Raw genomic sequence first — 16,137 nt, forward strand, 5'->3', positions numbered from 1 at the left:
CTAATCCCTTCTAAACGTAAATTCTTCAAAATCTTCGTCGTATGTTAGTCTAAACATTCCATTTTCATTAGATTGAACAAACAATAATTCTTTTTCTCTATTTCCTAATTTCATTATCTTATCCACAAATTCAACGAACTGAATACAATCTTCTTTATCCTTTTTATTCGGGCGATAACCTTTTGAAAGTTTGACCATCATTTCATATAATGGATAATCAATTTCTAAATATACAGGAGCTACTTTATCTTCATTGGAAAAAGCAAGTAATATATTTAATTTAAATCGATTTAAAACCTCCGGTTCTACCCCTTTCAAATGTCCTACAAACGGCTTAATTTTAAGAGACTGTGCAACCTGAGTAGTATCATTTGAGTAATCCATAAATACATAATCTGACTTCGGACTTCCGTTCCATAAAAAAATTGATTTTCTGGCTAAATTATACATATCTTTTAAATCAGATCGATTTCCTTTATTAAAAGCATATAAATATTCCATATATTTTTTATAATTTTCATCCCCAAATATTTCATTTAAAACCGGAGATAAAAATAATGACATACGTATTAATGTTTTATTGAATACCTGTCTAGATGAATCACTTAGCTCAAAGAAAGAGCCCATCTCTTCTAGCCCTTCTATCCATCCATCAAGTCCATGTAAATTCAAATGCTTTTGGAAAGTATTCTTCATATTTACTGAATTGTTTAGCTCAATTAGCATTTGGTCTACACTATTTGATCGTAGATGAATAGGATCCATTTTAGAAATAACTGCTAGTAAATTTGATTTTTCTTGACCATCAAATAATAAATTCGGTAATAAGGCTTCGGTTTTTTCCATCATACCTGCCCCAAGAAAATCTTCATTGCCATGAGAAGGCACTAAAATATCATAAATAAAATTAAGCATGGAACGTGTCGAAATAATCATCTTATGCTTAACTATTGCTTCAATTAATATACTTAAAACACCATCTCGTATTTGTTGTTGTTGCAATAACTCATAATTCACCATAAAGAATCCATTTATACCACGTTGCTTATCCTTCAAATAAGCTTGATAGAATGGATTTTTTTCTGACTCAACCACAATTCGCTTTAAAATAGATGAAAAATAATCTGATTTTGGCCCTTCACTGGTTAATTCAAAAGGTTGATAATCACTAAAGCTAATCAAGTGGAAATTACCGCTTTGTTGATTAGTAGCAATTTCATTTGCCTCGAATATTCCTGATTCCTCAATGAATTTTGTTAAAATTTGATAGTGCTCTTTTGCATAATCTGATTCAATAAAGTTATGCAGAACTCCTAGGTTAATAGCTAAAATTAGCTTAAATCTAGAACCATCAATCTCACTATCACTATATGGCTTTAATACTTCCGCTAATGTATCAAGGGAACTCTTTTGTGGATCAAAACTTTCCGTAGCATCATTATGCACCGAAAACTCTTCCATCAATTCAGGATATTTATTTTTCACATACGATAATAAATGTGATTTCCCATCTCCAACGCTACCACACAAGAAAATTAATTGACTCGTATTTTGCCCAGCTGCTGCTGTTAGAGCAGACATCATATCGTTCTGTATCGTTCTTTCTACATGTAAATAATCCTTAAAGGAACTAAATTCATTAGGATTTTCGATAGCCTCTTGAGATGATTCTTTCAGCTTCGAGAGTTCTGCTAGTAAATAACTCTCTCCTTCTCCTAAAATAAAATCATCATACACAAAATTGTTATCTGCTTCTTCTTCATTATCTACAGACTGTTTATCTTCAATTTCTAACCCTACCGCAATCTCAGCGTTATTTATTTCTGTTAATTCCTCAGTTGGATTTGATGTATTTTGTTTACTTGCAATCTCAATTAGCATTTTTAACTTTTCTTCTAAACTAGCAGATATCTTTTCTTCTAATTTCTCCACAATATGTACACTACTCTTCGGCTGTGGATGTTTGTATTTCGGGACAACAAACTCATAACTCCCGTATACCTCCATAAACCACACTGCAATTTGGAATAGATTTTTATGCATTTTAAAAGCACTCTCTACCCCACTTTCAATATGTTCATGTGCCGCTTTATTTCCTAAATAGCGAACAGTATCAAATGAACGTGAAATTTCCTTTGATAAGATATCTTCTCTTTCTAATTTTTGAATACGCTCTACTTGCTTTAAGTATTGTACGTCGTGCAGTTCATGTTCTTCCGCAATGCGTTTTGATAATAGCTCTGCAAATATTCTTCCCTTAATTAAAACCGATTGGGGATCTTGATAAAAAACATTTTCAATATCTCTCCCCATCTCCGCTAACTCGGGGAATACCTCTTGTAGAAAATCAAATGTATATTTCTCCAATGATGTAACACCTCTTAATCTAAAAATACGTTTCGAATATATTCCATATTATACAATATCTATAGAAGAATTGTTGGTATTAAGAAAAAAGGAAATTAGTGGATTATTCATTCTCAATTAGAAATTTGCAAAAAAATAATCTGGGTTATATAGCTAGCTATATAACCCAGATTATCTCAACTCTTTATTATTTCAAATTTTTAATAAGCATGCATATGGTTTATTCCCTAGAATAAACTCAACTGCACAATACTATCCATCTTCTCTTCTTCTTCGTTAATCTCTAAAATCCTTTGACCCATTCGTTCCACCAAATCAACAACTAAAGCATTTCCCATACAAAAGTATCTGTTTCTTTGTGGCATTCCTGTATTCGTCCAATCCATCGGGAAACCATTTAACAATTCACACTCAACTGGCGTTAAATATCTTAGTCTTTTTGTATGAGGATCCTCTATTACATGGGAACTTCTATTACATGTTCCTTCACTTGTTAACATTGTGCGTCCAGGCTTATCTAAATCATCAGGGAAAGCCATTCCTCCCTCAGAGTAGAAATATTTATGACCTGTCGCCTTTGATACTCTTTCTTCTTTTTTCGGACCTTTAAGATACTTGAGTTCCTCAAATTCCGTTCTTCCCTTTTTGTTAATCTTATCCATTTTCAAATAATATGATTCATCTGCAGGACCAAATTTATCATATACTTTTTGAACAACTTCACCTAAAGTCTCTGGATTTTCAGTTACCGGAACTACTTCTTCCGTATATACTTGCCCGTCCATCATTACGCCAGAATTATAGTATTCAGCTTTAAATGTATCAGAAACCTCAATAATATCGACCGGCAACTCAAATTGCCCTCTTTTTTTGTTTTCCTCAGGCGCTTCATGCACTTTGAAAATCGGAGCAAAAAATCCATTTTCACACAATATCTCTAACGGCTTCATTTTACTTTGAACAGATGTGAAATGAGATTCTTTTAAGTACGCAAAAATAAATACTCTTCGTCTTCTTTGTGAATTTCCATAATCCGCAGCGTTAATGACTCTCCATTCCACTACATAACCTGCATCTCTAAAGCTAGCCAGCATAATAGAAAAATCACGACCTCTTTGTTTTGCTGGTGACTTCAATAATCTATCTACATTCTCTAACAAAACAAATCTTGGCTTGCGAGAATTAACTATGTTCATTATCTCCCAAAAAAGAACACCTTTTTTCCCTTGTATTCCTTTTTCATTCGATAAAGTACGTGCTACAGAATAGTCCTGACAAGGGAAGCCTCCTACTAATAAATCATGCTCAGGTATTTCCGGCCAAGCTTCAGCTATATCTCTATTTACATGTATTCCTTTATTTTCAAAGCGAGTTGCATAACAATTAAATGCATGTTGTGCTTTAGTTGAGGGCTCCCACTGGTTTCCCCAAAGAACTTCAAAGTTTTCGTTTGCTTCTAGTCCTAATCTAAAACCTCCTACTCCCGCGAAAAGTTCTACTACTTTCACCATAAATACACGAACATCCTTTCGGTATTTTATTTATCTATGCTTCATTATAATAAAAAGTGAGGAAAAGATCAACTATAACATTTCAAGAACCATACTTTTTTACAATTCCTTATTTTGGCTTGTAACAATTAAGAAAGCAGTTCGCTACTATATCAATATTATAAAGGAAGAAACTTCCCTTGAACAGATCCAATATAGCCGTTACCTAATAAAACTAATTGTCTTTTCCTTCTTATAAATTTTACTTATATAAAATTGAAACAGCTTTTTATTATAGCATAACTTTAATATGTATTGTTTAAAATCATACACCGCAGCACTGGATACAGAAAGGAGTTTATTATGGACTATACTACAATAGAAGAACTAATGAGAAAAGCACATGAAGCTGAAGGAAAAACATTTGGTGAGATTGATTCCACTAACCGACTTGCAAATGCTAAATCGAAAGGTGGACTAGGACAAGTAATCGAAGAAAGCTTTTTTGGATATGAAGTCAATTCAAATGCAGAAGCTGACTTTAAGCACCTTGGTATTGAACTTAAAGTAACTGCATTTAAACAAAATAAAAACGGTTCATTATCTGCCAAAGAGCGGCTAGTCTTAAATATTATCAACTATATGGAAGAAGTTCATACACACTTTGAAACCTCAAGCTTTTGGAAGAAAAACAAAAAGCTACTATTAATGTTTTATGAATGGGTACCTGGTGTAGACCGTAAAAATTTTCACATTACAAAAAGCCTTTTATTCACCTATCCCGAAGCTGATTTAGAAATAATCAGACAAGACTGGGAAACCATCGTAAATAAAATTCGTGCCGGCAAAGCACATGAATTATCTGAAGGTGATACAAACTATTTAGGAGCTTGCACTAAGGGTTCTAATAAAAATTCACTTCGCTCACAACCGTATTCTGAAATTCCAGCAATGCAAAGAGCTTTTTCGTTAAAGCCTTCTTATATGACAGCACTAGTTCGCAGGTATCACCTAAACGAAGAACTAGTAAGTTTTACAACAACAAATGAACTAAAAGGAAAATCTTTAGAAGAAATCCTTTATTCAAAATTTGAAAATTACATAGGCTTAACTGATCAAGAAATCGCTCAAAAATTATCTATTGATTACAAACCTACAACCAAAAGCTTTGTTCCACTATTAGTAAGCTCTTTACTTGGTATTAAAGGAACTCGACTCGATAAAATTGAAGAATTTGCAAAAGCCAATATAGAGTTCAAAACAATTCGTTTAGAACCAAACGGAAAGCCAGAACAAAGCATGTCATTTGAAACAATTGATTTTCATCAATGGACAAATGAATCATGGGAAGAAAGCGAAATCCGAGAACGCTTCTATCAAACCAAATTTTTATTCGTAATTTTTGAATTTAACCAAACAAAAAAAGAAAACCCAAACCGTAAACTCTACTTTAAAGGCATTAAGCTTTGGAACATGCCTGTGCCTACAATAGAAAAAGAAATACGCGAACTATGGGAAGAAGTTAATAAAGTAATACATGAGGGTATTCAAATTGAATATAGAAAACGTGGTGATAAAGTCGTCGAAGCAAATAACCTACCAAAAATAAACTTCAACGGCGTCACGCATATTAGACCAAAAGCCCGCAACGGTGCCGATAAAGTAACTTTACCTGATGGCCAGCAAATTACAAAGCAGTGTTATTGGTTAAATAATTCATACATAGCTGATATTATTACTGATAAAAAATCATAAGGATTTAATTTAATTTATAAAGAAATTACCATTCATGATAAAAAGCAGATATCAATTTTATCCCTAAAGATATCTGCTTTTATCAATTTGTTACGATTTTACAAATCGTATCTCTAATGACCGATTATCTAGTTATTCCAACATTAATTGAAGTTGAAATCCCTAATAATATAATTAATAATTGATGAATATTCAAAAAACAATCCCAATAAAAATAAGTACTTTCCCTAACCTTTTATACTTTTAAATCATTTATGTATCCTTTCACTATCTCACAATGCTGAGGATATGTATCTTTTAGTGCTCCTTTCAAAACTTTTAAATCTTCTGTAATATCTTTTACATTCCAGGCTGTAGAGCCATCATCAAAAAGTCCAATAACTAGTGTTGGAACAGTAACAGATAGTTTTGCAGCTGGTATTTCCCTTATTGTTTTTTCATAATTTGAAACACCACTATCAATTCTCTTACAAAGTTCATAAGAAGGAACAATTAAAATACATATATCTGTTAAATCATAAGAAAAGCTAAGTTGAAACTTGAAGTAGTTACGATAACTGGAAGCAACGTTACCAAACTCAACTTCAATTTGAAGTTTAAGAATAACTTCTCCTGTATCAGGATCAATATAGTATTTTCGAAAATCAGAGCGTAATGCATCATCAGATGTATTCGGTGTAGCTCGAGGCTCTTTTTCCCAGCCAAGTTCTTCGAATCTCAAAAGAAAATAAGTATTCATTATCTGCTGTATAACTTCCAGCTGTGACTGACTGCCCGATTTCCCCTTGTATATTGGAACAGGGCAATCACGACAAACCATTATCAATTCGTTATATGCAGCTTCAAAACGGGGATGTTGCAAAATCTCTTCTGCATACCTATAAGAATATGTTTCTACTTTCATTTTTCTATCTCCCTAAATATCTTAGTTACAATACTTCTCTAGCATTCAATTAATTTGCTACTCCCAAAGTATACCTTAAAATTCAGCATTATTAACGTTGAATATACTAATTTTTACAAACAAACCAATAGAAGAGTATTAGTCACTAAATTTCACCATCCCCCCATACCACCCACTACTCTCCTCCAAAAATCCCCTACTCTCCCCACTCCCCTTATAAAAACTCTCCCAACCCCGCTCCCTCAAAATCCCCTTCCAACTATCACTCTCAACCATCTTCTTAATCACACCATCCCAATAAGCAACCTCTTCCTCCGTCATATCTTTCGGTCCCATAATGCCTTTCCAGTGCTGGAAGATGACGTCGATTCCTTGTTCTTTCCATGTTGGGATTTCTTGTAGTCGGTCTAGGCGCTTTGGTGCGGATACGGCTAGTATTTTTATTTTGCCGGTTTTGTATTGTTTTTCGGCTTCGGATAGGGTCATGGTTGCGGCGCTTATTTGTTTGTTCGTTAGGGCGTTTATGATTTTTTCTTTGTTTTCGTAGACAAAGAATTGTAGTTCGGCTGGGTTTATGCCGAATGCTTTGCTTACTTGTACGAATGATAGGTGATCGTCATTTCCTAGGCCGGGGGCAACGCCGATTTTGAAGTTTTTCTTGTCTTGTTTTAGTTGTTCCATTAGTCCGTTTGCGTTTTCTATGTTTGAGTCTTTTGATACGACAACGACTTCCCAGTCCGATGCTAGCGTTGCGAGCGGTGTGAAGTCTTTATATGTTAGTTTACTGTGGCCTAGTAGGTTGTTCGTTATGAGTAAGCTTGAGTTAATCGCCAGTACGTGACCGCCTTTTTGTTTCGTATATTTCCATCCGACGTCACCGCTGCCACCTACTTTGTTTGTGACTGTGATTGGTTTTGTGAAGATTTTTTCTTCTGTTAGTGTTTTTTGCATCGCCCGTGCTGTTAAGTCCCATCCTGCTCCTGGAACGTTCGGCGCAACGATTTCTACTTCTTCTATGTTTACTGTATTCGTTTGAGGTTTTTCTGAGGAACAACCAGCTATTACTCCTGTCATGATCCATATACATAGTAATAATCGTTTTTTCATAGTCCTCGTCCTATTCGGTACTTTCGTTCTGGTCGTCCGATAATGCCGTATGTGTACTCTACTGTACATTCGTTTGTCGCTACTAAGTATTCTAAATATCTTCTTGCGGTTGTTCTGGAGGCCCCCATTTGCTCTCCCATTTCTTCTATTGTAATGCCCCCTTCGAATCCTTTTATAATTCCTTTCACTTTTTGCAATGTTAGCGGATCAACACCAGTCGGTAAGTTTTTTATATCTTGTGTTTGCGACATACCGAAGAAGTTATCGATTAGTGCTTGATTCACTTCATTGTTACTATGTAGTAATTGCTTCTTTCTTTTATAGTCTTCAATTGTGCGAACGAATTTTTCTAACGTGATCGGTTTTATAAGGTAGTTACTTACACCATTTCGAATTGCTTTTTCTAACATATGATTTTCATTCGCCGCCGTTACCATAATGACGTCAACGTTTGGAAAGTCAGCATGGATTTTCGGCAATAAGTCTGTTCCAATTCCATCTGGTAAATAATTATCTAATAGAAGCAAATCGATTTCTTCCCTTTGTAGTAGTTCCATCGTTTCTTTTGCGTTTAATGCTTTTCCGATCACTTTTACGTCCTTTATTTTTAATAAAAACTCTTCCTGAATTTGCGCGACGCGGAAATCATCTTCTGCAATTGCAACCTTCAACATATACCCATCCCCCTGTTTGTTATGTACTTTCTCTCAATGTTTTCGGAAGGTAAATTGTAAAAATAGCTCCCCCATTTTTCTCGTTTTGAACTTCAATTGTTCCTTCTAGTAGATCTACCATTTCTTTCACGTTTGCTAGCCCGTAACCACGATTGTTTCCTTTCGTTGAAAATCCTTTTTGAAAAATGGTCGTGATTTTTTCAGCTGGTATTCCTACTCCGCTATCTATCACTTCAAACACAATATCGTGCCCAATATCCGTAACGAAGAAGGAAACACTCTTTTCCTCTCGTTCACTCACCGCATCAAATGCATTGTCGATTATGTTTCCAAGTATCGTAATAAGGTGCGAAACTTTTATATGGTCTGGTAACGGATGAAGTGCACTATCTCCTTCAATATGAAAATCAATTTTCTTCTCAGACGCTGTTCCGAGTTTTCCTAATAAAATAGCTTGTACTTTCGCATCATGAATTTGATAGAATAAAATATGGTTTTGGCTTTGATGAATATTAGATTCTTGTTGGATAAATTCAATCGCTTCTTTGTAATGCCCTATTTGCAATAATCCCGATAAGACGAAAAGCTTATTTGTAAATTCATGCGTTTGAGCACGTAAGTCCTCTGAATACTTTCTTACCTCAGATATTGTATTCACTAAGTTTTGCAGTTCTGTTTTATCTCTAAAACTACATACAACGCCTACCGTATTATCATTTTCGAGTATCGGTGTCATGTTTAAAATAAACACTTTATCTTGAAATGCGATTTCTTGATCGTTTTCTAGCACTCTTTCCATATGAAATTCTGGTAAAACCTTTGAAATGTGCTGGTGCATATAATCATCCTGTACATGTAGCATCTCTGCTGCCGATGTGTTCATCATCGTAATAAAACCGTTTTGATCAATAGCAATAATTCCTTCTTTTATAGATAGTAGTATTGCGCTTCGCTCCCGGTATAACGCTGCGATTTCATTCGGTTCCAAACCAAGTGTATCCTTCCTAATACTACGTGCTAAAAGGATGCCACCTACAATGCCGGCTAATAATACCGCTAAGGAAAAGAGGATAATTTCTTTCGTTCTACTCAATATGTTAGATTCAATACCTTTTATTAAAAACTCTACTGTCACAACACCTACTACTTGATTGTAATCTCCGTTATGAACAATAATAGGTGCTTTCGCTATTAAAGCTGGACCGCTTGTACCATTTCCTTCAAGCGTATAATAACCACCAAAAGTGAGTGCTTCATAGTTATATGGATTGTTACCCTTTGTGCCAATTAACTCCGAATTAGAATGCGAATACATAACCCCATAGCGATCTTCTATAATGACAGTATCTGCACCAGCTTGCTCACGAACTTGTTCCGCAATGGATTGGATTGTACTTTTATGTTCGTTATATTGAAAAGCCTCTTTTATAGCTGGCATAAAAGAAAGAGATTTAGCCGTTTGCAGTGCTAGCTGCTCCACTTGGCGCTTCGTATCAACGGACTGAATGTAAACAAATATTCCCGCTAATAGGAGAACGACAAATAAAATTAACGCGATAATTAAGCTTACTATTTTCGTTTGTAATGACACTTTGCGTGATTTCTTCATACTTCATATCCTTTGATAAAATATTCAAAACTATCAATCTCCTTTTTCTATTATTATGACAAAACGAATAATGAAGCAACTATTAAAACTCTCCATGTACATAAAGTACAAAAAGAATAAAATTGTCATAATATTGAGATTCCATTCTTTAGACAGTACAATTTAACTACAATGAACACGCTTTCATAATTATCATTTTATTTATAAACAAGAGGAGGAATGATTATGGCTCAAGCAAAATCTAATCGAGTCGCCGGCAATATTTTCAAAGGTTCTGTCGGTAATTTAATTGAATGGTACGACTGGTACGTTTACTCTGCCTTCGCTGTTTACTTCTCAGCAGAGTTCTTTCCTAAAGGTGATCCAACGAGTCAGTTACTGAACACAGCAGCTATTTTCGCCGTCGGATTTTTAATGCGTCCTATCGGAAGTTTATTAATGGGACGCTATGCGGATCGGCACGGACGCCGGGCAGCATTAACACTTTCTATTACGGTTATGGCCGGTGGTTCTTTCATTATCGCCTGTACACCTAGTTACGAAAGCATCGGGATTATGGCGCCTATTATTTTAGTTCTTGCCCGTTTACTACAAGGATTATCACTTGGCGGAGAGTACGGAACATCTGCCACATATTTATCTGAAATGGCTAGTAGTGGTCGCCGCGGTTTTTATTCAAGCTTCCAATATGTAACGCTCGTTGCTGGACAGATGGTTGCGTTAGGCGTTCAAATTGTTCTTCAGCAATTACTAAGCGAACCAGATATGAAAGCTTGGGGATGGCGTATTCCATTCATTATTGGAGCGATGGGCGCAGTAGCTGTATTATGGCTTCGCCGCACGATGGATGAGTCGGAGCAGTTCGCAAACATAAAATCGCAAAAACGCGAAAGCGCAGGAACCGTTCGCGCGCTTATGAAACACCCGAAAGCAGTATTAACAGTAGTCGGCCTAACATTAGGAGGCACTGTCGCATTCTACACGTACACAACATATTTACAAAAGTTCATGGTAAACACAGTCGGTCTTCCAAAAGAAGTTGTGAGCTGGATTAACTTTGTCGCACTACTTATTTTCGTCGTACTTCAACCGATTGCGGGGCTATTATCCGACAAAATTGGACGCCGCCCACTATTAATGGCATTCGGTATTCTCGGAACGTTACTAACAGCACCGATCTTCTTCTTCATGGAAAAAACGACAGAACCAATCGTAGCATTTTTACTCATGATGGTCGGTCTCATTATCGTTACTGGTTACACATCGATTAACGCCATTGTAAAAGCAGAACTCTTCCCAACTGAAATTCGCGCACTTGGCGTAGGTTTACCATATGCCCTAACCGTTGCGATATTCGGCGGAACAGCAGAATTCATCGCTTTATGGCTAAAGAGTATCGGAATGGAGTCACTATTCTACTTCTACGTAGCCGGATGTATCGCGATCAGCTTTATTACGTATTGGCGTATGGATGAGTCATCGAAGACTTCGCAGATTGAGGCGGAGCTTGGTGGTGGGGATAAACTAGCTAATAATAAATCTAGTTAAAAGTATGTATTCTATGACCTTCGTTTATCTGAAAAAGTATAATTCATTAATATGCAATTTAAAAACCTCTACTTATATGTAGAGGTTTTTAAACTTTATAACAGCAGATAAAAAAGAACAAGTTGATTTACGGGACAAGTCTGTCAAAAATCAGAAAGAATTCATCGATCAATTTTTGGAACTTGCAGCATAAGATACAATTCCATTAGGAATCTATACACTTTATTACCCTTTATTCTATTTTTGTACTAGAACCTTCTTTTTTGCTTTGTTCTTTGAGATATGCTGTTTCTTCTTTTGGAGTAGCTAATCTTTTTGCTTTTCCCGTACTTTCTCCACCTGCTTGCTCCCACATATAATTATGTTCCTCAACCGCTTGAGAAAAATCACCTTTTTCCCAACGATTTAAAATCACAACATATTTTTCTTTTTCAATTATTTTATCGCTTTGATCTAACAAGTGACGAAGCTTTTTAATATTCTCAGGGGACATTACGATAAAACCAATCTTTTTATCAGCTATTACTTTTTGATGCAACATTTTGTGCATAGAGTCGATTATGACACCCTCAGAGTTGACCAAATCGTCAATTTCCTCACCTTTGGCATCAACTGTTCTCTCTTGTATTTGCTTATTTTCACTTCCAGGATTGAAAAACATTCCTACCATATATCCTATAAATATACCAAATACCACGATACTAACTACAATCATCGAAAACTTTTTCCATCTATCCATTTGCAATATCCCTCCTAGAAAGCACCTTAATATTTGCACTTTGTAGTAATTGGAGCATAAACTTAACTACTATTCTATATTTTGTATCTTGTTCAAGAACATTACAATAATTTCCCCTCTCTTTTCTCTTCCTCCGATAAACAACTTAAGTTTTCAATCAATCCAATAACATTAATTTATATAAAGAGCTATTTCAAATCAAAAGATAGTACAACGAAATGTTTAAAGAACAATGTATGTAATGGGCGACCAAAAAAACCTTACAATTATATCGAACACCACTCCGATTATATCAACGTTTCGGCACAACATATCGACTTACCGACAAATTCCGTAGAAACTACCAATCTACAAAAAAACCCCCTCTAAAATGGTTGTTATATATGATCGAAAATGTAGAATGAGATTAAAGATAAAAAACACATTTAGGAGGTTATCATGACATTTGATGAATTGAAAAAGAACAAACCAACAACCTCATGGGTTGAGTATGATGAAGATGGGGAATTTTTCACTGAAGAAAATATAAGTGCAACAAATAAGGTTCTTGACACTTACATCAACAATTTACAAAAATTAGGAAACAACCCAACCGAAGTCGAAATAATGCAAGTCGTCCAAGAGGTCGTTATTAACATAAATGAATTAAACGTCGAACATGACAACTTTATCGAAACAATGGAAAGAGAAGATCTCTATGATTTTATCGATACAGCAGCACAAATAGCTGGCTTAGAATCCGAAGAAGACATCACAGAAGAATGGCGAGAATGGTAAAAAAGCTGCATACTCTTGGTGTCTAAATTTACTCCTTCATAAAACTTTGTCCCTTATTCTCCAATTAGAAAATAAGGGACAAACAAAAATAACTCCAATAGAATCAAATACTGATATATATTAAAATCAATAATATGATTAGATTTTTTTCTAAGTTCTTCTTCTCTAACTAAAATTAATCTATTTTCCAAACTCATTTCTCTAATCAATTACCAAGGCGTTCTGAACATAAATATCTTATATTCTTTAAGATGTATATCTTTAGAGTATTAAATAAACAGAAAAACAGCCGACTCTTTGTATAAAAGTCGGCTGCTTTCTTATCATTCAAGCTCTCCCTTGCGAAGGAGTTCAACAACTACTTGTGAATGCCCTAACACTAGCTTTTGCATTACATTTGTAATGCGTAGTGATCGCCAAAAAATCCCCCCTCTTCCCGTCTACTCACGTAAATGTTCCATAATAATTATTAAATACTATATCCTTGAATAATTTCATTTGTCTGAGCTACAAAACAACACTCTTCAGGATAGACCAAGATAGAATGATGATAACTATTCTTGTTAAACGAATGACTTTTTAACACGTTCCCATTCTCATGTATAGCCGCGACTATTGTTTCCAAATTATTTGATACTATCCATAGATACATGTTCTTACTCGGAATCCATAATACCCTTGATTCGAACGCTTTCGGAAGAGCGCTATACCTCCATAAGACTTCACCTTGATAATTGTAACCTTTTACTTCTGCTTTTGTGACAACCACTAAGCTACTCGATCCCAATGTAACAGATTGAATACTTTCTTGTTCTTTAACTTCAAGGATTTTCTCTAAATCCGTGTTATAGAACGATAACAATCTTGTTCCTATTCGCAATACCAAATTATGTTCCATTGTTTCATAAGCTTCATAAATAGCCGCCGAAAACTTTAATTCTATTTTACTATTTCGACTTTCCAATTCATATTTTTTCTTATCTGTTCTTTTTAATCTGAAGTTAGGTAAACTTACATCGTTTAATCCTGCGCCGAACACATTCCGTTTTTCACTTTCAACATCGGATTCATTTATTTTTAGTCTCCATTTTCCTTTGCCGTCGATTTCGAATATACCAGAAACAGACTTCTCCCCTCTATCAGAAGCAAAATGAACAATAGCCCTGTCCTCGGAAATAAAATCCAGATTAAATCCATGAGCATCCACTTTGAATTTATCAAGTTGTTGACCATCTTTTGAATAGGTAACAATATGCCCAGGAAGATAAGTAATTTCTGATCCTGAAGGTATACTTGTAAACAAAACCTCTCCATCTAAAGATAAGAATAGCGACCGCATAGATGAATATATATGATTTTCCCAAATAACATTTTCACCAAGGTCATAACATACTAATTTATGGCTCAAACGGTCTTTTTCTCTTTGTTTATCAGATAACTTTGCTAATTCATTAATTGATTTCTGCGGTCCTTCCTCAACCACGTAGACCCTTTGATTTTTCATGTCAATAACCCGACTACCAAACCACTCTTTTTTACTCTTTATCTCCCATCTTCCTGAGAACCGCTTAGTCACAGTAATCTCAGGTGCCACCTCACTTTGAACATCAATCTTTTCTACATCTGTAAAGGTTTTAGCCTCAAAATGTTGCCATTGGTGATTTTCAGGAGCTAACCAAAAGTATCCTTGATTATGAATCCCTCCATCAAAAAATACATTTTGACCAGATAAAATGAATAATTTCATTCCAGGATGCCCTTCTGAACCTTTTATGAGATTTCCAGTGTCTTTGTGTAGTTCATATAATCGATTATCTTCACACACAACTAAATATTTTTCTTGATTAGGAATCAATTGAATAGTAGTGGCTTGTTTTGGTAGCTGCGCGCCATAAATAAACTTCCCTTCTCTGTTTAACCAGAAAGTTTCTCCAGATTGAAAAGAGACAACCAATTTATTCTCTATCCAACAAATATATCTACCTTCATTTTTAAATGCATTAATCCATTTGAGCCTCCCACTACTATCCCAGGCAGAAACTCGCCCCTTCTCTTCTAAAATGAACACCATGTCAGTTTTGTGATCATGTGCGAAACCAGCGAATGGCGAATTAAAACTCATTCTCTCAAATCCCATAGAAAATTGAGCTGCTAATTGTTTAGCAAACATACTTATTGCTTCTTCTTCAGTTTTTGGCGGGGCAGATAATTCACGTTGAAGTTCTTCTTGTTTTTGTTGTAATTCTTTTTCTTTCAGTTCAGAAATAGCAATTCTAGCTTTTAAATTACCGTTATTGTCCAATCTATACAATCTATCCATACTCGAGACAAAAATATCGGTTGAATCCGCTGACACCTCAAGTAAATAAGGCATAAAACTAAGCTCACCAAACATCGTAGAGAGTGTTTCTTTAAAAGCAATTCCCCATTTTAGATCTCCATTAAAGTCAAAACAATAGAGCTTACCTGGACCGTCATATGTTTCCCGGGTTCCCACTAGCCAAAAATCATTACCTATCGCAAATCTAAAAGGTTGCCATTGAAACTCATATACAATAGCTTGCTTATTCTTATAATGTACAAAAGCAACCTTTTCTTTATCGTGAAGCAGAGCACCCATGTGATTCACAGCAACAGGATGCATTTTTTCTAATGCTGTTTCTTTTAAATTGATTTGTTGTACTTGCTCTTTAGTAATCATTTCAATAGTTCCTGCCGCTTCGACAACAAGTAAATCTTGATTATGATAAAGATGACGAAATTTCCTACGAGACCTGGTTTCAAAATTTATTAATTTAGGATTTTTCTTGGCTACAGAAAAGAACGAATCCCATGTTTGCTTGCTATCCGTTTGTAATAGAATCGTTGATATTGGTCGAATTGTATCCTTATCAATAAAATCATAATATTTATTTTGTTTAATATCACCTAAATGACGCTCTGAATTTACCATTGGACCATTATTAGGTTCCTTAACAGCCGGATTAGAAAATAACTTCTTGATTGTATTGAATATCCCCATAATTATCCCTCTCTGAATAGAATTAATTTATTTTCTTAAAGTATCTCTCTTAACAAATACATTTCTCTAATTAGATACTACCATAAATATATATAACTAAAGCACCCTAATTTCCAGGGGACTTTTGGCATAAATCACCTATACC

11 protein-coding genes and 1 pseudogene are annotated in these 16,137 nt (G+C 35.0%); 3 read left to right on the plus strand and 9 right to left on the minus strand.

Annotated features, from left to right (window positions below; all coding sequences use genetic code 11):
• Together dptF and dcm are read right to left on the minus strand one after the other, a co-directional pair.
• Positions 1-2,367 carry a DNA phosphorothioation-dependent restriction protein DptF gene (gene dptF / locus AC0NJG_RS19010; RefSeq protein ID WP_474063298.1) on the minus strand — a complete coding sequence of 789 codons (2,367 nt, stop codon included), beginning with the start codon at positions 2,365-2,367 and terminating at the stop codon, positions 1-3.
• A gap of 227 nt (positions 2,368-2,594) precedes the next feature.
• Positions 2,595-3,878, minus strand: a complete 1,284-nt coding sequence (gene dcm, locus AC0NJG_RS19015) for a DNA (cytosine-5-)-methyltransferase (protein WP_075720198.1) — start codon at positions 3,876-3,878, stop codon at positions 2,595-2,597.
• 342 nt (positions 3,879-4,220) lie between these two features.
• Here dcm and AC0NJG_RS19020 point away from each other — a divergent pair, with 342 nt between their 5' ends.
• Positions 4,221-5,612 carry a Sau3AI family type II restriction endonuclease gene (locus AC0NJG_RS19020; RefSeq protein WP_087951507.1) on the plus strand — a complete coding sequence of 464 codons (1,392 nt, stop codon included), beginning with the start codon at positions 4,221-4,223 and terminating at the stop codon, positions 5,610-5,612.
• Positions 5,613-5,847: 235 nt separating this feature from the next.
• On the opposite strand, the gene AC0NJG_RS19025 is transcribed toward AC0NJG_RS19020, so the two are convergent.
• From AC0NJG_RS19025 to AC0NJG_RS19040, 4 genes are all read right to left on the minus strand, one after another.
• On the minus strand, positions 5,848-6,516 hold the full coding sequence (locus AC0NJG_RS19025; RefSeq protein WP_061660999.1) for a BglII/BstYI family type II restriction endonuclease: 669 nt from the start codon (positions 6,514-6,516) through the stop codon (positions 5,848-5,850).
• A gap of 138 nt (positions 6,517-6,654) precedes the next feature.
• Complete coding sequence (locus AC0NJG_RS19030; protein ID WP_474063307.1) at positions 6,655-7,623, minus strand: tripartite tricarboxylate transporter substrate binding protein; 969 nt, start codon at positions 7,621-7,623, stop codon at positions 6,655-6,657.
• Entirely contained in the window at positions 7,620-8,297 is a 678-nt protein-coding gene (locus tag AC0NJG_RS19035) for a response regulator (protein WP_474063299.1), read from the minus strand. Before AC0NJG_RS19035 ends, AC0NJG_RS19030 begins: the two co-directional genes overlap by 4 nt.
• Before the next feature lie 19 nt (positions 8,298-8,316).
• The gene (locus tag AC0NJG_RS19040) at positions 8,317-9,906 is read right to left on the minus strand and encodes an ATP-binding protein (protein ID WP_474063300.1); all 1,590 of its coding nucleotides are present in this window, start codon (positions 9,904-9,906) and stop codon (positions 8,317-8,319) included.
• 225 nt (positions 9,907-10,131) lie between these two features.
• Here AC0NJG_RS19040 and AC0NJG_RS19045 point away from each other — a divergent pair, with 225 nt between their 5' ends.
• Complete coding sequence (locus AC0NJG_RS19045; RefSeq protein WP_266132463.1) at positions 10,132-11,454, plus strand: MFS transporter; 1,323 nt, start codon at positions 10,132-10,134, stop codon at positions 11,452-11,454.
• Positions 11,455-11,686: 232 nt separating this feature from the next.
• Here the strand turns inward: AC0NJG_RS19045 and AC0NJG_RS19050 are convergent, their stop codons facing one another.
• Positions 11,687-12,193, minus strand: a complete 507-nt coding sequence (locus AC0NJG_RS19050; RefSeq protein ID WP_000376387.1) for a PRK06770 family protein — start codon at positions 12,191-12,193, stop codon at positions 11,687-11,689.
• A gap of 438 nt (positions 12,194-12,631) precedes the next feature.
• Between AC0NJG_RS19050 and AC0NJG_RS19055 the strand changes: the two genes are divergently transcribed.
• Positions 12,632-12,970 carry a hypothetical protein gene (locus tag AC0NJG_RS19055; RefSeq protein WP_088326317.1) on the plus strand — a complete coding sequence of 113 codons (339 nt, stop codon included), beginning with the start codon at positions 12,632-12,634 and terminating at the stop codon, positions 12,968-12,970.
• Between the two features lie 323 nt (positions 12,971-13,293).
• Here the strand turns inward: AC0NJG_RS19055 and AC0NJG_RS19060 are convergent.
• Positions 13,294-13,374 (minus strand): annotated as a pseudogene (locus AC0NJG_RS19060) (hypothetical protein); the annotation flags it as partial.
• A 65-nt stretch (positions 13,375-13,439) separates the two neighbouring features.
• Positions 13,440-15,992 carry an ornithine cyclodeaminase gene (locus tag AC0NJG_RS19065; protein ID WP_474063301.1) on the minus strand — a complete coding sequence of 851 codons (2,553 nt, stop codon included), beginning with the start codon at positions 15,990-15,992 and terminating at the stop codon, positions 13,440-13,442.
• Between the last annotated feature and the right edge of the window lie 145 nt (positions 15,993-16,137).

The organism is Bacillus sp. SSR7, from assembly GCF_055902415.1.